Here is an 18,112-nt window from a genome sequence, read left to right as displayed (position 1 = left end):
GCTCCGTCCTCCGTCTTACCGCCGACACGCCGTGAACAAAAAACCACCGATTGTGTTGTCTATTCGTGAGGACTAGTATCAATGCGTTCGTTTCTGAACATCCTGCGTATACAAAGCCTGTGCGCGTTCTGGTTTTCATTGACTGAAACAGAGAGGCAGACACATGAGTAAGATCGCTGTAGTTTATTTTTCCGGCTACGGTCACACCAAGCTTGTTGCTGAAGTGGTGGCGGAAAGCGCCGGAGCGACGTTGATTCCGATCGACAACAACGGGGAAATCGAAGAGGCGGACTGGCAGACGCTGGCGAATGCCGACGGCATCATTTTCGGCACCCCCACCTATATGGGGTCGGTCGCCTGGCAGTTTAAGAAATTTGCGGATGCGTCATCCAAAGTGTGGGCCGAACGCGGCTGGCAGGATAAAGTGTTTGGCGGCATTACCAATAGCGCCAGCCTGAACGGCGACAAGGAAGTCACCCTGATTTATCTGCAAACGCTGGCCGCGCAGCACGGCGGCATTTGGGTCAGTCTGGGACTACTGCCCGCTAATACGCAAGCATCGACTCGCAGCGACGTCAATCATCTCGGCGGCTCAGTCGGCGTGCTGGTGCAGTCTCCTGCGGACGCGGGTGCGGACGCCATCCCGACGGGCGATTTGGAAACCGCCAAACTGTATGGCGCTCGAGTCGCGGACATCACCCGCCGCCTCCACGGCTAGTCACACCCTCAACAGTTAAAACAGGGACTCCCGCTCGACGGCAGTCCCTGTTTTTTTNGGCGGCGCACGTCACTTCGGTGACGATGGCGTCGGCCCCGCGTCGGACGTCGGGGCAAATACCCGCACCGCGCTTCGGCGAATACGGAATCTCGCGGGCGTGGTGCCGACAATCTCTCCGTCGGCATTGATATCGTGTGGCCGCGACGTCTGCAACGTCAGCGCGGTGGTCGAAAAAGCGCGAACCTTACGCCAGCGGCCGTGGGTGCCGCGGCGGAGAAATGGGATCAACGCAATCATCTCCCACCAGTGGTCGATTTCGAGACTGTAGACATCGAACAGCCCATCATCCGGTCTGGCGCTTTGCTCCACCGTCATCCCCCCGCCGTAAAAACGCCCGTTGCCAACGGACACTTGCACGGTTTTGACCCGTTCGCGCTGACCGTCGTGGTCGATCTCCACGGTAAACGGCCGGCTCTGTTTCAAGAGTCGAATGGCCGCCAGCGCATAGCCCATCGTTCCCCAGCGTTTTTTCGATTTGGCCGACAGTCCGCGCGCCATTGCGGCGGAAAAGCCAATGCTGGAGACGTTGAAGAAAGGATGACCGTTCACCTCGCCCAGATCGATGGCGCGCACCGCGCCACGGGCGATGACCTCTACGGCCTGCTTAATATCGCGGGGGATCCCTAACGTCCTCGCCAGATCGTTCGCCGTTCCCAGCGGCAGAATTCCCAGCGGCAGACCGGTTTCCATCAGTGCATTAGACGCGGAGTTCAGGGTTCCGTCGCCGCCGCCGACAATGACCATATCCACATGACCGGCATGCGTGCGAATGACATCCCAGTAACGGCTGTGCTTGTCCATTTTCGGGATAACGGGATCAATGTGCTTATCGCGCAGCCATTGAGCAATGTCTTCAATTGACGTATCACCGTTACGGGCTTTTCGATTGATTAATAACAACGCACGGCAGCGATAGGTGTCCGACATCTCTTGGGTATTCGTCATAAAGCCTCTCTGACCCGCCACAGGGGGGAAAACTCGCAGAGTTAACCACAGTAAAAATCGCCGGTACAGGCTTTAGCCTGTCGTGAAAGTGATATTAGACAAAACATTACATTAGCGGATAGGACGATGACGAGGCCAATGAAAAAAGACGTCTAAGGAATCGGGGAATAATGGTGGAGAGGAAGGCATCCTTATCACATCAGGGGAATATCAGGCGTGAGCCTGTGGCAAAAAAAACGTGGCGCCACTGACGCCACGTTGGGTAAATCAAGGTTCGATTAACGGCCTCGATATTCAGGCATCCGATTTAGTCTGCACCCAGAATGCGTGAATCAGGCCCGGTATATACCCCAGCAGCGTCAGGATAATATTAATGATGAAGGCCCCGCCTAGCCCTTTGCCTAATAGCACGCCCAGCGGGGGTAAAATAATCGTGAAAACAATTCTCCAAAATCCCATTCGCTTTCTCCATTCGAGGATAGTCAAGGTAACCATAGTCGCACGACGTTAATATGCCAAATATGAGTATATCGAAGGCAGGGTTATTCGTACCGTCTTCTCACCCAGNCCTTCCGGAATAGTTAACGGACCACGGTAAACGTGGGCAAAGGTCGAAATCCTTACGGTCATATCCTGTACCCCGCTCATTGTGCCCTGCCCGTGGCCAAATTGGCGTTGCCCACCATTTTGTCGGGGCCAGGCGCCCAAACAGATTGGGAGATGAAAGTCGAAAAACCCATCCCGTCGATAAGCCCCACCCGAAAACAATCAATTTCTTTAAACATTGACTATTAATATTGATAAANCCCACTAATCAAACAATAGTTAATAGTGGACTCTATAACTGAACATTTTAGGAGGATCAATGGGTCATTACGTTATCAAGAAAAGCGCGAAGCAAACCGACCAACCTTACTACTTCACGTTAGTTGCCTCTAATGGCGAACCTATCGCCACCAGCGAGATGTATGCCTCGAAGCAGAGCGCAAAAAAAGGGATTGAATCGGTACAGAAAAACGCGCCGACGTCCGACATTCGCGACGAAACGAGCGCCTGAGTACCATACTTAAAGGCCTCTCGGGGCCTTGATCACTCTCCGTACTTTCCCGACACGCCCCCTCTTCATCATCCATTGGCATAGCCAAAAAAATGTCCGCACGATCTGCGAAAGATCGTGCGGACAGCGTCAGAATGCGCATGGCTATATTCTGATAATTACCCCATTAAACAGCGGTGTGTTTGAGATTCGTTTTCACGCCCCACAGGCCGCCAAGAACGCTAACCACCGCGCCGACCAGCAGTGCGAAGAAGGACCACAATGCGGCTTTAGCCATCATGCTGGCTGCCTCTGCGGCCTTGTCAGCGGCTTGCTGTTTGAATTCAGCGTAATGCTGTTTAGCCTGATTGATCTGCTCCTGAGCCTGGCTCAGACGTTTGTCCACTTCCTGAGCCGCTTTTTCACGGGCCTGAATCATATTGTCGACGGTTTTATCCACTTCTTGCGGCGTCATTGAGGTATTTTCAGTCAACGCTTTCTTCAGGTCGTCGCGGTTGATCCCCTTGGAAATGGTGTCCGCACGCGCTTTCAATTTATCCGTCAGCTCCTGAATCACGGCATCGCTGTTACTTGGCGCGGAAGCTAACTGTTTCACCGCCTGAGTGATTTCGTCTTTCGCTTCCATCATTTGCTGTTTCAGATAGTCCGGCTGCAACGTCGGGATATTGGATTTTTTCAGCGCGGCGGCAACGTTGTCCTGTACCTTATCGGACTGGACATCTGTATTCAGGGTGAACTGATTGAACGCGGATTTGCCCATTTCGCCCAGACCTGCGGCACCATGGCCCAGCATATTTCCAGCACCGGAGATAACCGAACCGGAGGCAGAAGCGATAGAACCCAGCACGTTTCCAGCAGTACGGACAGCGGAGCCGACCAGCATCGCGCCCAGGATCGCCGCGACGATTAGCGACGTGGCCCAAACCAGAAAACCATGGATCATACCGTCGTTACCCGCCAGGCGCCCCGCGACAAAGGCACCGACCAGCAGGCTGATGACGATCGAAACCGCGGTCCACAAACCAAAGGCCATACCCGCGCCGTTAGTTGGATTTTCAGCGTTGGGATCGACTATTGCAAACCCCATGCTGGTGCCTAACGTCGATAACAGCATAGACACGGCGAGTACCGTGACCACGCCACCGATAATACTGCCCCACGATATTGTTTTATACGGTCTGATTTCATTGGTAACGTCCATCATGACTCCTTAGATTGAAGATACGTAAGATTACAATTGCTAATGAGTATAGACATAGAATCGCTCAGTGAGTCTTGATATGTTTAACAAAATTAAACCCTCATGCATGAGGCAATACAGATAAGGAGGCGTGAGTTTGAACCACGGGGCGCAGAAGCACGAGGGACCGGCTGGAGTAATCACGGCGCAATACAGACACATCGGGCTTCAGCTGCTCAATAAGTCGATAGCGACACATTTACGACAGGTTATTTATTTTCATTTCATACGCCGTTACACGCTTGTCGATAGGTGAAATATCGGTGTTCTATTCTCTTCCTTAATGGCTAAGTTACTCTCGATATTTGTCAGGTATCGATTAATAAAGCGAGTCATTATTGCTATACAAGGATTGCATCAACATGGAAACGTTCATTCCAGCGGTCGATTCGATCGCAATCAACAGTCCGGATGATTTTGAGCTAATCGCGCTTATGGAGTTGTTGAGTTTCGAAGATATTGCATTCTCATCAATGAATTATTATCTATCCACTATGTGTCACTCAGAAGAGCCGCCGCCACCATTATTAATTTCCTCGACCGGTAACCGCCGTCTCTTTATCAATTATCAGGGACCTGTGGATAATCTTGAACCTCATGATGTCGTTTTCAAATTTGCTCATCAAATCCACTCCGTCGCCATCAGCGCCAGCGACAGAATTCAACGAATGAAAGCATTCATGCGCAGAAATATTCCTGTGTTTATTATCGAGCGTATTATTTCACCCCAAACGACCTCCCCTATAAACGTCATTGAGGGAAAAATTGAATGGCGTATTCCCTCCAGAAAAATCGGTTACAAGAGTCGCCTCTCTATTTCAAATAACTGGAAAGCAGGGGCGCTTAACCACGTTAAAGAAGTCATCAATCGTTATATGTACACCTGCTATTCTGAATATGAGTGAGGATCACGCCATGGACACGACATTACACCTCATCTGGGGACCAACAAGTACAGGGAAAACCGCGAGATCGGTTGCGATCGCGGAAAAGACCGGCGCGCCGGTCTTGGTTCTTGACCGTATTCAATGCTGCCCTGAAGTGACGATGGGCAGCGGACGTCCGACCGAACAAGAGCTGCGTGGCACCGAGCGCGTTTACTTAAGCTCTCGCCCCATTGAACAAAGCATCATCTCCGCACCACAGGCCGTCGAGCGGCTGCATCAACTGGTGGATCACTTCGCCAAGATACATCCGCTGATCATCCTTGAAGGAGGCTCCGTTTCCATATTGCAAGAAATGGTCAAACACCAAACCTGGGGTCAGCAATACGCCTGGACTTTCGAGCCGATTCCCATGCCTTCCGCCGAGCATTTCCTGAATCGCGCCAGAAAACGCATATGGGAGATGTTTTACCCCGGTGGCGGACTGAAATCGTTGCTAGATGAGATGGTACAGATCTGGGCACACCCCGAGTACCGTGACACATTGGCGGATATTGATGGCTATCGATGCATTATCAGCTATTTGCGGCAACGAGGACGCCGCGTGGATGAAATCCCCCGCATGTCACTTCATGAGCATAAACAGATGGCGGAAGACATCGCCCAGGAGTATTGGCAACATGCCGTCTGGCAGACGGACAACTTCCCTGAGATCCCCCCCTGCTGGCGCTAGGCCGTCGCCNCCGTCATTCATTTGAGGTCACCGAGCACTGCGCATGCCGTGCCCGGTGATTGTGTGCTTCACCCATACTCTGCTCTGCATTTATCTGCCTGAACCGCGTCAAAAACGCGATAAAGGATAATTAAGATGTTTCCTCCAGCATTCCTGCCAGCCTTTGCTACGCTTAATGTGACATTTAGCCACAAGTTAAGGAGCTGGTATGTTCGGAAAAGCAGAAGATAAAGTAAACGAAGCGGCTGGCGCTGCTCAGGAAACTTTCGGCGAGGCCACTGACTCACACGAGCATCAGTTCAAAGGGGCGGCAAAAAAGTACGCTTCCCAGGCCAGCTATGCTGCACGCGATGCAGCTGATGTTGTCAAAAGCCAGGTTAAATCCAACCCGATGGCAGGCGTCGCGATTGCCGCCGCGACCGGGATTGTGCTGGGATTTTTACTCGGCCGTAAGTAACGCGTCGCGTTCCTCGTCTTAGCCGCGCGCGCGGCCCGCTCAAAGGCTCTTAACAGAGCCTTTTTTAGTGGGCAAGATCAGTCTGCCGCGTTATCTCGCTCACTCCCCCAAAAGCGACATTTTGCTCAGTTTTAAATGACGTATTTCAGACCACCCGCCCCGACGTGGACACCGCCAGCCTTCCGTTGCGCGCTCCCTATAGATCGCGGAACAGATCGTCTGCGCATCGCAAATCCAATCCCTGGGATGAGGACGCCGACACCACTAGGCGTCAGACGCCATCACCCGATGTCCGGGGCCGACCTCGAGATACACGCGGGGCGGCGGCACATAGCCCACAGGTCGCACCGGGCTTTTCAACTCCTCGATCGCCGCATTGCGCCGCATGCCGCGCCGTACCGGATCCGGCACCGGCACTGCCGCAATCAACTTCTGCGTGTACGGATGCTGCGGGTTGGCAAAGATCGCCTCGCGCGGCCCGATCTCGACGATTTCGCCCAGCCGCATCACCGCCACTCGGTGGCTAACGCGCTCCACCACCGCCATATCGTGAGAGATAAACAAGAACGCGATGTTGAACTGCTCCTGCAAATCGAGCAGTAGATTGCACACCTGCGCTTTTATCGATACATCCAGCGCCGAGACGCTTTCATCCGCGATGATGACCTTGGGGTTCAACGCCAGCGCCCGGGCAATCGCCACTCGCTGACGCTGCCCGCCGGAAAACTCATGCGGGAAGCGATCCATCATGGATGCCGACAGCCCCACTTGCTCCAGCAGTTCGGCGACCTTCTGCCGCGCCTCCGACGGCGTGGCCAGCCGATGTTTAATCATCGGCTCGGCGACGGCCGCCCCCACCGTCATACGCGGGTTAAGGCTGGAGAACGGATCCTGGAAAATCATCTGCGCGCTGCGGCGCATCGTGCGCAGGCCGACGACGTCAAGGTTGAGCACATCGTAACCGTCCAGCTGAATGTCGCCGCTTTGTGGTTCGATCAGGCGAATGATGGAGCGACCGGTGGTCGATTTGCCGCAGCCGGACTCGCCCACCAGCGCCAGCGTCTCGCCCTGAAACAAATCGAACGACACATTCTCGACCGCATGTACCGCGCCGCTCGACCGCCCGAGCAGCCCCGAACGCAGAGCGAACCGCGTCACCAAATTTTTTACGGACAGCACCGGCGTCTTGCCGCTTTCCACCGTATTGGGCACGTTACCCGCAGGAATGACTGCGCCACTCTGCATGTCGATGCGAGGGAAGCGCAGCGGCCAGGGTTGCCCCACCATCGACCCCAGCGTCGGCACCGCGGCGAGCAGCGCTCGCGTGTAGGGATGTTTGCCGTGCCGGAACACCTCCGCCGTCTCGCCCGTTTCCACCTGTTCACCCCGAAACATCACCAGCGTCCGATCGGCAATCTCGGCGACCACGCCCATGTCGTGCGTGATAAACAGCACCGCCATCCCCTCCTCTTCCTGCAGGGTTTTAATCAGATCCAGAATCTGGCCCTGAATGGTGACGTCGAGCGCGGTCGTCGGCTCGTCGGCAATCAGCAGTTTGGGCTTCGAGGCCAGCGCCATCGCAATCATGACGCGCTGGCGCATACCGCCCGAGAACTGGTGCGGGTAGTCGTCAAAGCGGGCGGCGGGATTGGGGATGCGCACCTTGTCCAGCAGCCGGAGCGTTTCGGCCCGCGCGGCGACTTTGCTCATACCTTTGTGCTGCCGTAACACTTCCGAAATCTGCCGCCCGATGGTGAACACCGGGTTGAGCGACGTCATCGGTTCCTGGAAGATCATCGCGGCGTCGTTGCCGCGCACCGCGCGCATCGCCTTCTCCGGGAGCGACAAAATCTCTTTTCCGTTTAATAAAATGCGGCCTTCGATACGGCTCGAACGCGGATCGAGCAGACGCATCACCGACAGCGAAGTGACGCTTTTGCCGGAGCCGCTCTCGCCGACGACGGCGACCGTTTCACCGGCGCTGACCTCGAAGGAGATCCCACGCACGACGGTTTTCCACACGCCGTCCACCCGAAAAGAGGTGGTGAGATTCTGTACGGAAAGTACGCATTCCCGCAGCGGTTTTTGCTCATTCATGGCTCTGTCTCCCCGTGAGTGGCGGCCGTCTCCGCACACCGTATTGACCCGATTGTCTCGCTGCCTTTCACGCCGCCGGGCGTCGCACGTCATCGCCCTATCGCATACGCTTGCATCAAACGCGGCGTGGCGGCGGCGCGCAGCAGCCCGTCTTCGTCCCGGCGCGCGGCCGTTAAACGACCGATCGTCCAGGGATCGGACGCCACAATGTCATGACCGCGCGCTTTGAGGGCCGAGAGCGCGGCGTCGCCGATACTGCTTTCAATCATCACATGGCCCGGCTGACGCGTGCGCGGGTAGAACGAGCCGGGGAAATGCGCGGTGTGGAATAGCGGCAGGTCGATGGCCTGCTGCAAGNTCAATCCGTAATGGGCGTAGCGCAGGAAGAACGCCAATTGCCACTGATCCTGCTGGTCGCCGCCCGGCGTACCGAACGACAGCGTCGGCCGACCTTCATAGAGGGCGATCGACGGCGTAAGCGTGGTGCGCGGTCGCTTGCCGGGCGCCAGCGATGTCGGCAGGCCCGGTTTTAGCCAAAACATTTGAGCGCGGGAGTTCAGGCAGAAGCCCAGTCCTGGGATCACCGGCGACGACTGCAACCAGCCGCCGGACGGCGTGACTGACACCATATTGCCCTCGCGATCGATGACGTCGATATGCACCGTGTCTCCTCGTTTTTCGGTCAGATGCGACATGGTCGGTTCATACACGGCGCCGCTGCCGCGCTGCGCGGCGAGCATGCGCAGCGTCAGATCGTGTTGATCGGCGAACCCCGGCAGACGTCCCGGCCGCAGCGCCAGCGATGCCTCGGCGGCGATCAGTTTGCGGCGCTCGGCGTTATAACCGTCGGACAACAAGGTCTGCATCGGTACCGCGGCAAAGTTCGGGTCGCCGTAATAGACTTCGCGGTCCGCATAGGCCAGCTTCATGACTTCCACCACCGTATGCACAAAGTCCGGTCCCGCCGGGTCCATCGCGGCAATGTCGATGCCCTTCAGCAGCGCCAGCGACTGCAACAACACCGGCCCCTGTCCCCACGGACCGGTTTTGGCGACGGTCCAGCCGTGGTAGTCATACGTGGCGGGCGCTTCGACCGTCNCCTGCCAGTTCGCCATATCGTCGGCGGTCAATACGCCTTTGTGCCGATGGCCGCTGGCGTCCATCACCTCCGCCGTGTGCAGATAGTCCGCGATAGCCTCGGCGACAAAGCCACGATAAAAAGCATCTCGCGCCGCGTCGATACCCGCCTCGCGTCCCGGCCGGGCTTCAGACTCCCGAATAATGCGCTTCCAGGTTTCGGCCAGCACCGGATTGGTAAAGTTCGACAGCGCGGCGGGCGCCGTACCGCCGGGCAGCCATGTGTCATACGACGTCGGCCACTCTGTACGGAAGAATTCAGCCAGATCGGTGATGGTCGCCGCCACCCGCGGCAACAGCGGATGTCCATGCTCCAGATAGCTAATCGCCGGTTCCAGCACCTCACGCACGGTCAGCGTACCGTAGTCGCGCAACATCAGCATCCAGCCGTCGAATGCGCCGGGGATCACCGTCGCCAGCAGGCCGTCGCCGGGGATCAGTTCCAGCCCCTCGGCGGTGTAGTGTTCAAACGTCGCCGCCGCCGGGGCGGTACCCTGCGCGCAGATCACCTCGACCTTGTCCTTTTTCCGCGAATAGATGACGGCGGGCATATCGCCGCCGGGTCCATTCAGATGCGGTTCGACCACCTGCAACACAAAGCCGGTGGCGACGGCCGCGTCAAACGCGTTGCCGCCTTTTTCCAGAATGCTCATGCCAACCGCCGAGGCGATCCAGTGGGTGGACGTGACCACCCCGAAAGTGCCTAAAATCTCCGGACGCGTGGTAAATGCGTTCATGACGCTCTCCTTCTGTTATGAGTTTTCACGCGGGTCGAGCGCATCTCGCAAGCCATCGCCCAGCAGGTTAAAGCCAATCACCACCAGGAAGATGGCGGCCCCCGGCCACAACGCCATCCAGGGCGCCTGCGTCAGGAAGTTTTTGGCGACGTTCAGCATCGATCCCCAGCTGGGGGCAGGCGCCTGCTGACCGAGGCCGAGGAAGGACAGGCTGGCCTCCGCGATAATCGCCGTCGCCACCGTCAGCGTCGCCTGAACGATAATCGGCGGCAGAATATTCGGCAGGATGTAGCGCAGCAGAATATCGCCGTGGCCCAGTCCGATGGAGCGCGCGCCTTCGATGTAGTCCTCGGTTTTGACCGCCAGCACCTGCGAGCGCGTCAGCCGGATAAAAATCGGCATCGCGGACAGGCCGATGGCGATCATCGCATTAGTCAGGCTCGGACCGAGAAAGGCTGCCAGCGCAATCGCCATAATCAGGAAAGGCATCGCCAGAAACGCCTCGGTCACGCGGGAAATCACCTGATCGACCCAGCCGCCGAAGTAGCCGGCGATCAGACCGAAAGGGNCGCCGGTCAGCACGGCGATGGCGACGGAGATCACCCCCGCCATCAGCGAGGCCTGCGCGCCCCACACCATACGCGACAGCACGTCGCGGCCGATGTCGTCCGTCCCCAGCCAGTGCGCGGCCGACGGCGCTTTGCGGATGGCGCTCCAGCTGGTCGCCAGCGGATCGGCCAGTGGCAGCAGCGGCGCCAGCAGCGCCAACAGGGCGAAAAAGACGATGATGATGAGACCGGCGATCGAACTGCGGTTGCGCTTCATCTTCTTCCAGGCGCGGTTGCCGACTGCGGCCTGCGGCGCAACGATGACGGGTTCAGTCAGGCTCATAGCGCGCTCCTCATTCGCGGATTCAGCAGCATGGCGGCGACGTCCGCCAGCAGATTCATGACGATAAAGCCCACCGCTGTACACATCACCACGCCCTGCACCACCGCGTAGTCGCGGTTGAAGACCGCATCGACGATCAGCTTACCGAAACCGGGAATGGTGAAAATCTGTTCGGTCAGCACCGCGCCCGCCAGCAGTTCGCCGAACAGCAGCGCCGTGAGCGTGATGATAGGCGACAGCGCGTTGCGGAAAGCATGGCTCAGCACCACCTCTCGGTTGGATAGCCCTTTGGCGCGCGCCGTGCGAATGTAGTCCGCTTTCATGACCGACAGCATCGCCGAGCGCGTATGCCGCATCAACGTGGCCGCCAGCGCGGTGCCGAGCACGAAGGCCGGCATGAGCGTGGTTTGCAGGGAACGCAACGGGTCGGTGAACAACGATTCGTAGCCCGACGCAGGCAGCCAGCCTAACTGTACGGACACCAGCAAAATCAGCATGATGCCGAGCCAGAAATTGGGGATCGACAGCCCCGACAACGCCACCACGTTAGCCAGATAATCCAGCGTCGTGTTCTGCTTCACCGCCGCCAGAATACCGACCGGCACACCGATGATCAGTGCGAAAAACATCGCCATAACCGCCAGTTGGAGCGTAACCGGCAGTTTTTCGCCGATCAGATCCAGCACCGGCTGATTGGTGCGCAGCGACACCCCGAAGTCGCCCTGCGCCACCGCCCCGAGCCAGTAGAAGTACTGATACACCACCGGGTCGTTCATGCGATATTTTTCACGCAGCAGCTCCAACACCGCCGGATCGCGCTCTTCACCCGCCATCGCCAGGATCGGATCCCCCGGCAGCAGCTTTTGCAGCGAAAAAACGAAAATGGAGATAATCAGGAGCGTCGGTATCGCCACCAACAGGCGTTTGCCGATATAGATGTGCATTCGCGCGTTTCCTTATTCAAAGAGTGCCTCAACCGGGTCCGCCGAGGGGAGAACGTGCCTCCCCCGGCGACGCACGTCGGATTAGTCGCCTTTTTTGACGCCCGTCAGGCGGATCATGCCGTCGGCGGACGGCGTAAATCCGGCGATCTTTTTGGAGTAGGCATAGAGGTAGGCCTGATGACCGAGATAGATCAGCGGCAGATCGTCGTCCAGAATCTTGGTTGCGGCGTCGTACCGGGCTTTGCGCACCGCATTATCCGTGGATTCGCGCGCCTCATTCAGCAGCTTGTCGACCTCAGGATTGCAATATTTGGTGTCGTTGATGCCGCCGTCGCAGGTCACAAACGGGTGAATATTGCCGTCCGGATCCGAACGGCCGGACCAGTCGGAGCGCGACAGCACGTAGTTCCCCGCCGTCTGTTCGGACAGCAGGGTGGCGAACTCGGTCGCTTTCAGTTTGACGTTGAAACCGGCTTCGGCCGCCATGGACTGGATCACCTGCATCATCTGGGTCTGCGTGGTGTTGTTCGCGTGTTGGAGTTCGATATCGTATGTCTCATAGCCCGCCGCCTTCATCAGCGCCTTGGCCTTCGCCACGTCCCGCGCCGGAACCGGCAGATGCGAGTTATACCAAGGGCTGGTGGACGGCCACGGCTGATTGCCGGCGAGCGCCGTGCCCTCGAAGACCACCTGATTGATGGCTTCACGGTCGATAGAGAGCGAGAAGGCCTGACGCAGCCGTTTGTCCTTGCCGAAGGGGTTGTTGGCCTGCGGGCCGTTGCCAATATTGACGTACAGCGCCATATAGCCCGGTCCGATCACCTTGCCGTCGTTCAGGTTCGGGTTCTGCTGCACGGCAGCGACATCCGACGCCGAGATGCGCTCGGCCAGATCCAGCTCGCCGGACTGCAAGTTGGCTAACCGTACGGTCGTGTCCGGGATGGGGAGGAAGGTGACCTTATCGAGAAAGATGTTGCCGGCATTCCAGTAGCGGGGAAATTTTTCGAGCACGATGCGGTCCTGCTGGACGCGCTGCACGAATTTAAACGCGCCGGAGCAGATGGGTTCCGAACCAAAATTGGCCCCGAGCCGTTTGCCCGCCGTCGGGGAGATCATCGTGCCCGCGCGGTCGGACAGCTGAGCCAGCAGGCTGGCGTCGGGGCTTTTCAGCGTGAATTTCACCTGATATTCGCCGATCGCCTCCACGCGGGCGACGGAGGCCAGCTCGCTTTTGCGGCGGGACTCCGGCATCGTCATATAGCGTTGGATGTTGTACACCACCGCTTCCGCGTTAAACGGTGTGTCATCGTGGAACACCACGCCCTTACGCAGATCCATCGTCAGCGTTTTGCCGCCGTCGCCCCACAACCACTGCGTCGCCAGCTGAGGAGTGATCGACAGCGAGTTGTCGACGTCCACCAGCCGGTCGCACAGGCTGGTGTAGATAATGCGCCCGACAAAGGTGCGTGACTGGGCCGGGTCCAGTACGTCAGGGTCGTCTTGCAGGCCGATGCGTAATTCTGCCGCCTGCGCCGTCGTCGCCATCACTGCACCGGCCAGCAAGAGCCCGGNCTGTTTGATAAGTCGGTTCATGTCATGTTTCCTCTGGTCGATAGCAAAAGCCGAGAGTCGGCGCAATGAATGCAGGTCAGACGGCGCTGGCCCGCGGAAAAACTTAGCGGCGGAGCGCTTCCGCGTCGGCCGGGTCATGGCCCAACGAGGTATGGCGAATGAGCCTATCCTCCAGCGTCAGCAGATGCTGGCGCATCGCTTCGCCCGCCCTCACCGGGTCGTGGGCGGCAATCGCCTCGATGATTTCCGTATGATCGCTGTGCGAGTCGGTGGGCGACGCGTTGTGACTGCGGGCCAATGCGCGTAGCGCCTGCCAGGCCGGGTACTGCCGCACGCGGTTTACCACGTCGAACAGCGACAGGAACAGCTGATTGCCCGCACTCTGCGCAATCAATCGATGCAAAGAGCCGTCCCACAGTTCGCGCCAGTCGGCGTCGGTGCGCTCATAGATTTTGTCGCGCAGCGCCCGCATCCTTTCGATGTCCGACGGCTTGGCGCGCAGCGCGGCTAACTGCGCCAGCTGTGGTTCGATGCGCAACCGCACCTCCATGATTTCCATGAAATTGGTTCCTTTGATCAGGTTGGCCGCGTGGGTTCCCCACTGGTCTGGCTTTTGCCCGAGAAACGTGCCGGAACCCTGCTTGCGCCAGATCAGCCCTTCCGCTTCCACTACCTCCAGCGCGCGCCGCACCTCGCGTCGTCCCACCCCCCACAGCTCGGAGAGCGCCCGTTCCGTCGGCAGTTTTCCATCAGGCTCCAACGCGCTCTCGCGCAGAAGTTCACGCAGTTTCTCGAGCGCATAATGCGAATTTTCCGTTTTCCTGACGCGGGCCATGTCGCTCATTGGTTCACTCCAATTGGTAATTGGTTCAAAAAAAGCACGATGGCCGGGTCAAGTCAACACAGGAAAAAGGCGCCAAACGTGCGGCAAATAGCCGCGAAATCACTGCAATTGAGGTGGATTAGGTACAGATGATGCGGCACTGAACCGGGCGACCGGTTGAATACGTGGCGAGCGTGTATTTTTTAAGCGTTTTATATCGAGACATTTCACGCCTTTTTTTCGTTAATACATGAAAAAAACCGGCCTGCAGCGCGACGCGTTGATACCACAGCGCTGCCAAGCGGATGATTAGCAATAAGAAATGATGATGGATAGACGCGGCCGGGACCTCAGTCAGCGTCTCTGAACTCTTAGAGTTTTGCGGATGCGAGTCTTTAAGCGGACGGGCGGAAAACGCCGCCGTCTGTCGACGACGGCTCAGACCGGTCATGCGGCCGCGCGCGGCGTCGCGGCAGGCAGAAGGCGGTACAAGACGAAAGCGGTAATGAACGTGGCGGGCGCAGACCAGGACTGCCATGCCGCGTCCGCATACATCAACAGGATGCCGACGGCGACGCTCNCGCCCCAGGCGGTCAACCCTGAGAGGTTCATGTTGCGCTCCTCGTTGATGCCCGGCGCCTGACGCGAGGACATCAGGATGTAGCTCAGCGCCACGCCCACCCAGGCCACCACGAAGATCCCCTGCCAGGCTAACGCCTGCAAGATGTAGCTAAACACATCCGCCAGCATCAGCACATAGACCACCACCCCGACCAGACAGGCCCAGATAATTCGCCGGAAGCGCAGCCGGAACAACAGCCGGAAAAAGTGCTGCATATTGACCGTCGCCAGAAAATAGTTGGCGGTGTTGATGCGGGTTTGCGTCACCCAGACGAAGAACAGTCCCCACAGCCCCAGCAGGTTGAGGATCGCCACCACCACGCCGGTTTCGCTGAGTCCGTCGCTTTCCGAAAACCCGCTGACCAGATAGATGCCCGCCACGCCGTTGAGCAGAAAGGTGATGAGATAAAACGGCATGCCGAAGTTAATGCCCGCGTGGTAATCCGCATCCTTCGCCTTGCCGTAGCGAGCGTAGTCGAAGGTATACATCATCAGGATCCACACGCCCATGTAATAGGTGAAGCAGTGCCACCAGCCATAGGCCGGCGGATCGGCGGGACCGAACGCCAGCCACTGCGGGTTATAGCCGTTTTGCTGAATAGACACCGCCACGGTCAGCAGCAGCCCAAACAGGTAAAACGGCAGCAGTACACCGTTAAATTTGTCCAGCCAGTGCTGCACGCTGCCGAAGATCAGCGGCACGCTGTACAACACCACCACCAGCGCAGCGACGGCATAAGGCAACGCCGGGAAGAGGTGATTCAGCGCGAAGGCGATGACCGATCCTTCGAACACGGCGTAATAGATGGCCGTAGAGAAGAAGATTAACGTGGCGAGCGATGAACCGAGCCGACCAAACAGCGCCTGCGAAAACAAGGAGACAGACAGCCCGGTTTTTATCGCGAATCGGCTGATGAACCCATTCACCACGCCGTAACAAACGACCGACAACACCATGCCGATAATGGCGTTTTTCGCGCCCCAGCTCTGCGCGAGCGACGCGCCGACCACGATGTAAAATAGCGCGCTGCATACCGCCCACCACGCCATGGTGAGCGAGAGTTTGCCCATGCGCTCGTTGGCGGTGACCGTGCCGAACTCGGTCTCCGGGGCGGTCAGCTTCACATCAGAAAGATCTGCCATAGGGGTAACTCCTGAGTGCAAAAGAGGGAAAAACACACCTGACCGACGAACATCGGAAAAGGCCACGTTATCGCGATGAACCGCGAGTCGCAGGCAGCCCCCCATCGCCCTGCGGACCGTCGATACCGCGTGGCCCGTGACAGGACGATGAGGACGACTACGCTACCGTCACCGGCGAAGGCCGCCGGGCGGGATCAGACCGTCTGAAGGCCAATCCAGTCTCTTAACTGCGCCAGCCGCTGCTGATACTGCCGCCGGGCGGAGAGCGCCTCTTCCAACGACACCGGCACGAATCGCACCTGATGATGGGGCTGGAGCTGCGCCACCCGATCCAGATCGGCGCTGATGACCGTTCCCAGCGTCATATAACCGCCGCCGGAAACCGCGTCGCGCAGCAAAATTATCGGCTCCAGCCCGCCCGGCACCTGGACCGAGCCGATGGGGTAGCAGGCGTCAACGATATTGGACGGGTCGGAACCTGCGCCGAACGGCGGCGTACGCGGCAGGTACTCCAGCGGTTTACCGCCTTTCAGGCGATAGCCAATACGGTCCGCCTCCGTGCCGACCCGCCAGGTATCGGCGAAAAACTGTGCCGCCGCTTCATCAGTCAGGCGGTGAATGTAGAGGCCGCGAACCAGCCGCAGCGTGACCGCCTTCTCGAAGCGCGGACACAACGCTTCGGGCGCCTGCGCGCCTTCGGCTCCCACGCCGGTCGGTGCGCCGATCGGCAACCGGTCGCCCTCCTGCAACCGTCGCCCTTCCCATCCACCGAGCGCGCCCAGCGTGTAAGTGGAGCGGCTACCCAGCGCCAGCGGAACGTCGATGCCGCCCGCCACGGCGAGGTAGCTGCGGCAGCCCGCCTTGGCGAAATCAAACGTCAACACCTGACCGGGACTGACTCGAAAAGCCGTGTCCAGCGGCATTTCCGCGCCGTCCAACCTAGGCGTCATCCGCGCGCCCGTGACCGCCACCAAAACCGCTTTACCAAACGCCAGCTCCGGGCCGATCAACGTGATTTCCAGCACGGCGGCAGACTCATTGTTGCCCACCAGCAGGNTGGCCATGCGCAAGGCATAGTTGTCCATCCCACCCGAAGGCGGTATGCCGAGGTGGTAGTACCCCTCGCGGCCGGTATCCTGTACCGAGGTCGCCAGTCCGGGCTTGATAACCTTAATCGGCATACAGCACCTCCCGCAGATAGTGGGTGTAATGCGCGGCATCCGCGCTGAATTTTTCCAGTTCGAACGTCACCGGCCGGATGCGCAGGCTGAACGTCCCCGCCTCGACCTCCGCTACGGCGCGGTCGTATTCAGCGCGATCCATCGCCCGGAACTGGACGATATCGCCCGCGCGGAAAAACACCATCGACGCTTGCAGATAGTCGAGACGCTGGCTCGGGTCGTAGATCGGCGCGGGCGTAACGCCGAACAGCTGATAGCCGCCCGCGCCGCGTACCGAATAGATGCAGCCGAAGCAGCCGCCGTGGCCGAGTGACTGGCGCGGCGTGTCGGTGCGCGGCCGCAGATATTTAGGCACTTCCAGCTGTTTGGCTTCTTCCACCATCTGAAACATGAAGGGCAGCCCCGCCACAAACCCCACCATCGAGACAAACCACGGCGTGCCGCTGTGCGCGGCGATAAAATCCGCCACCTCGGCATAGCCGTTAATCGCGGCGGCATACTCCAGATCGGTCGCCTGCGGATCCTGGTGACGGTCGCGAAACCGCATCAGGGTTTCGTGCGTCCACGGGTCATTGTAAAGCACCGGGATTTCGATGATGCGCGTCGACAGCGAGGTGCCGGTGGTGGCCTGCGCCTCGGCGTTTTTTACCTGCTCCAGCACGGTCTCCGGCGCGATGATGTCGGGATTGAAGCNCACCTGAAACGACGCGTTCGCCAGACAGATATCCAGCACGCCGGGCAGCGCCTGCGACGCCAGCGCGTGCGTGATCGCCAAGCCGCGAAAGAACGCGTCGAGCGACATGGCTTCGTCGATTTCCGCAAATAAATGTTCGTCGCCACCAAAGCTGTAACGAATGGCTTTTGTCGTCATG

The 18,112-nt window shown here is 58.5% G+C and carries 16 protein-coding genes; 5 read left to right on the top strand and 11 right to left on the bottom strand.

Annotation, left to right across the window (positions count from 1 at the left end):
• Positions 1-163: 163 nt before the first annotated feature.
• Positions 164-718 (top strand): flavodoxin family protein, encoded by a 555-nt coding sequence (locus RZ35_RS10830; protein ID WP_026743316.1) that lies wholly within the window; start codon positions 164-166, stop codon positions 716-718.
• 69 nt (positions 719-787) lie between these two features.
• Here the strand turns inward: RZ35_RS10830 and RZ35_RS10825 are convergent, their stop codons facing one another.
• Together RZ35_RS10825 and RZ35_RS17375 are read right to left on the bottom strand one after the other, a co-directional pair.
• On the bottom strand, positions 788-1,723 hold the full coding sequence (locus tag RZ35_RS10825; protein WP_235195108.1) for a lipid kinase: 936 nt from the start codon (positions 1,721-1,723) through the stop codon (positions 788-790).
• A 294-nt stretch (positions 1,724-2,017) separates the two neighbouring features.
• Complete coding sequence (locus RZ35_RS17375) at positions 2,018-2,182, bottom strand: YqaE/Pmp3 family membrane protein (protein WP_036153227.1); 165 nt, start codon at positions 2,180-2,182, stop codon at positions 2,018-2,020.
• 406 nt (positions 2,183-2,588) lie between these two features.
• Between RZ35_RS17375 and RZ35_RS10815 the strand changes: the two genes are divergently transcribed.
• The gene (locus tag RZ35_RS10815; RefSeq protein ID WP_026743315.1) at positions 2,589-2,780 is read left to right on the top strand and encodes a YegP family protein; all 192 of its coding nucleotides are present in this window, start codon (positions 2,589-2,591) and stop codon (positions 2,778-2,780) included.
• Positions 2,781-2,946: 166 nt separating this feature from the next.
• On the opposite strand, the gene RZ35_RS10810 is transcribed toward RZ35_RS10815, so the two are convergent.
• The gene (locus RZ35_RS10810; protein ID WP_026743314.1) at positions 2,947-3,981 is read right to left on the bottom strand and encodes a hypothetical protein; all 1,035 of its coding nucleotides are present in this window, start codon (positions 3,979-3,981) and stop codon (positions 2,947-2,949) included.
• A gap of 401 nt (positions 3,982-4,382) precedes the next feature.
• Between RZ35_RS10810 and RZ35_RS10805 the strand changes: the two genes are divergently transcribed.
• From RZ35_RS10805 to RZ35_RS10795, 3 genes are all read left to right on the top strand, one after another.
• Complete coding sequence (locus RZ35_RS10805) at positions 4,383-4,925, top strand: hypothetical protein (RefSeq protein ID WP_026743313.1); 543 nt, start codon at positions 4,383-4,385, stop codon at positions 4,923-4,925.
• A gap of 10 nt (positions 4,926-4,935) precedes the next feature.
• Complete coding sequence (locus tag RZ35_RS10800) at positions 4,936-5,637, top strand: isopentenyl transferase family protein (RefSeq protein ID WP_026743312.1); 702 nt, start codon at positions 4,936-4,938, stop codon at positions 5,635-5,637.
• Between the two features lie 208 nt (positions 5,638-5,845).
• On the top strand, positions 5,846-6,094 hold the full coding sequence (locus RZ35_RS10795) for a DUF883 family protein (protein WP_026740600.1): 249 nt from the start codon (positions 5,846-5,848) through the stop codon (positions 6,092-6,094).
• A 264-nt stretch (positions 6,095-6,358) separates the two neighbouring features.
• Here RZ35_RS10795 and RZ35_RS10790 read toward each other — a convergent pair whose 3' ends face one another.
• The 8 genes from RZ35_RS10790 to RZ35_RS10745 form a co-directional block, all read right to left on the bottom strand.
• Positions 6,359-8,191: an ABC transporter ATP-binding protein gene (locus tag RZ35_RS10790; protein WP_026743311.1), complete on the bottom strand. Its 1,833-nt coding sequence runs from the start codon at positions 8,189-8,191 to the stop codon at positions 6,359-6,361.
• A gap of 89 nt (positions 8,192-8,280) precedes the next feature.
• The gene (locus RZ35_RS10785) at positions 8,281-9,981 is read right to left on the bottom strand and encodes a gamma-glutamyltransferase family protein (RefSeq protein ID WP_455709708.1); all 1,701 of its coding nucleotides are present in this window, start codon (positions 9,979-9,981) and stop codon (positions 8,281-8,283) included.
• 99 nt (positions 9,982-10,080) lie between these two features.
• Positions 10,081-10,956, bottom strand: coding sequence for an ABC transporter permease (locus RZ35_RS10780; protein ID WP_026743309.1), 876 nt, complete (start codon positions 10,954-10,956; stop codon positions 10,081-10,083).
• Positions 10,953-11,900, bottom strand: coding sequence for an ABC transporter permease (locus RZ35_RS10775; protein WP_026743308.1), 948 nt, complete (start codon positions 11,898-11,900; stop codon positions 10,953-10,955). The genes RZ35_RS10780 and RZ35_RS10775 overlap by 4 nt, the downstream gene beginning before the upstream one ends.
• A gap of 81 nt (positions 11,901-11,981) precedes the next feature.
• Positions 11,982-13,238: an ABC transporter substrate-binding protein gene (locus tag RZ35_RS10770; RefSeq protein ID WP_455709707.1), complete on the bottom strand. Its 1,257-nt coding sequence runs from the start codon at positions 13,236-13,238 to the stop codon at positions 11,982-11,984.
• 337 nt (positions 13,239-13,575) lie between these two features.
• The gene (locus RZ35_RS10765; protein WP_081825720.1) at positions 13,576-14,316 is read right to left on the bottom strand and encodes a FadR/GntR family transcriptional regulator; all 741 of its coding nucleotides are present in this window, start codon (positions 14,314-14,316) and stop codon (positions 13,576-13,578) included.
• A gap of 1,937 nt (positions 14,317-16,253) precedes the next feature.
• Positions 16,254-17,240, bottom strand: a complete 987-nt coding sequence (locus tag RZ35_RS10750) for a 5-oxoprolinase subunit C family protein (protein WP_026743303.1) — start codon at positions 17,238-17,240, stop codon at positions 16,254-16,256.
• Positions 17,230-18,111: a 5-oxoprolinase subunit B family protein gene (locus RZ35_RS10745; protein WP_026743302.1), complete on the bottom strand. Its 882-nt coding sequence runs from the start codon at positions 18,109-18,111 to the stop codon at positions 17,230-17,232. The genes RZ35_RS10750 and RZ35_RS10745 overlap by 11 nt, the downstream gene beginning before the upstream one ends.
• Position 18,112: the final 1 nt, after the last annotated feature.

The organism is Lonsdalea quercina subsp. quercina, from assembly GCF_000688655.1.
Taxonomy (GTDB): Bacteria; Pseudomonadota; Gammaproteobacteria; order Enterobacterales; family Enterobacteriaceae; genus Lonsdalea; species Lonsdalea quercina.
The sequence above is the reverse complement of the archived record's forward strand: the minus strand, read 5'-3'. Positions and strand labels throughout refer to the sequence as shown.

Excerpts from the sequence above, each read along its gene's own strand:
- RZ35_RS10830 (WP_026743316.1), top strand. The coding sequence starts at position 164 with ATGAGTAAGATCGCTGTAGTTTATTTTTCCGGCTACGGTCACACCAAG.
- RZ35_RS10775 (WP_026743308.1), bottom strand. The coding sequence starts at position 11,900 with ATGCACATCTATATCGGCAAACGCCTGTTGGTGGCGATACCGACGCTC.
- RZ35_RS10790 (WP_026743311.1), bottom strand. The coding sequence starts at position 8,191 with ATGAATGAGCAAAAACCGCTGCGGGAATGCGTACTTTCCGTACAGAAT.
- RZ35_RS10810 (WP_026743314.1), bottom strand. The coding sequence starts at position 3,981 with ATGGACGTTACCAATGAAATCAGACCGTATAAAACAATATCGTGGGGC.
- RZ35_RS10795 (WP_026740600.1), top strand. The coding sequence starts at position 5,846 with ATGTTCGGAAAAGCAGAAGATAAAGTAAACGAAGCGGCTGGCGCTGCT.
- RZ35_RS10770 (WP_455709707.1), bottom strand. The coding sequence starts at position 13,238 with ATGGATCTGCGTAAGGGCGTGGTGTTCCACGATGACACACCGTTTAAC.
- RZ35_RS10765 (WP_081825720.1), bottom strand. The coding sequence starts at position 14,316 with ATGAGCGACATGGCCCGCGTCAGGAAAACGGAAAATTCGCATTATGCG.
- RZ35_RS10805 (WP_026743313.1), top strand. The coding sequence starts at position 4,383 with ATGGAAACGTTCATTCCAGCGGTCGATTCGATCGCAATCAACAGTCCG.
- RZ35_RS17375 (WP_036153227.1), bottom strand. The coding sequence starts at position 2,182 with ATGGGATTTTGGAGAATTGTTTTCACGATTATTTTACCCCCGCTGGGC.
- RZ35_RS10825 (WP_235195108.1), bottom strand. The coding sequence starts at position 1,723 with ATGACGAATACCCAAGAGATGTCGGACACCTATCGCTGCCGTGCGTTG.
- RZ35_RS10815 (WP_026743315.1), top strand. The coding sequence starts at position 2,589 with ATGGGTCATTACGTTATCAAGAAAAGCGCGAAGCAAACCGACCAACCT.
- RZ35_RS10800 (WP_026743312.1), top strand. The coding sequence starts at position 4,936 with ATGGACACGACATTACACCTCATCTGGGGACCAACAAGTACAGGGAAA.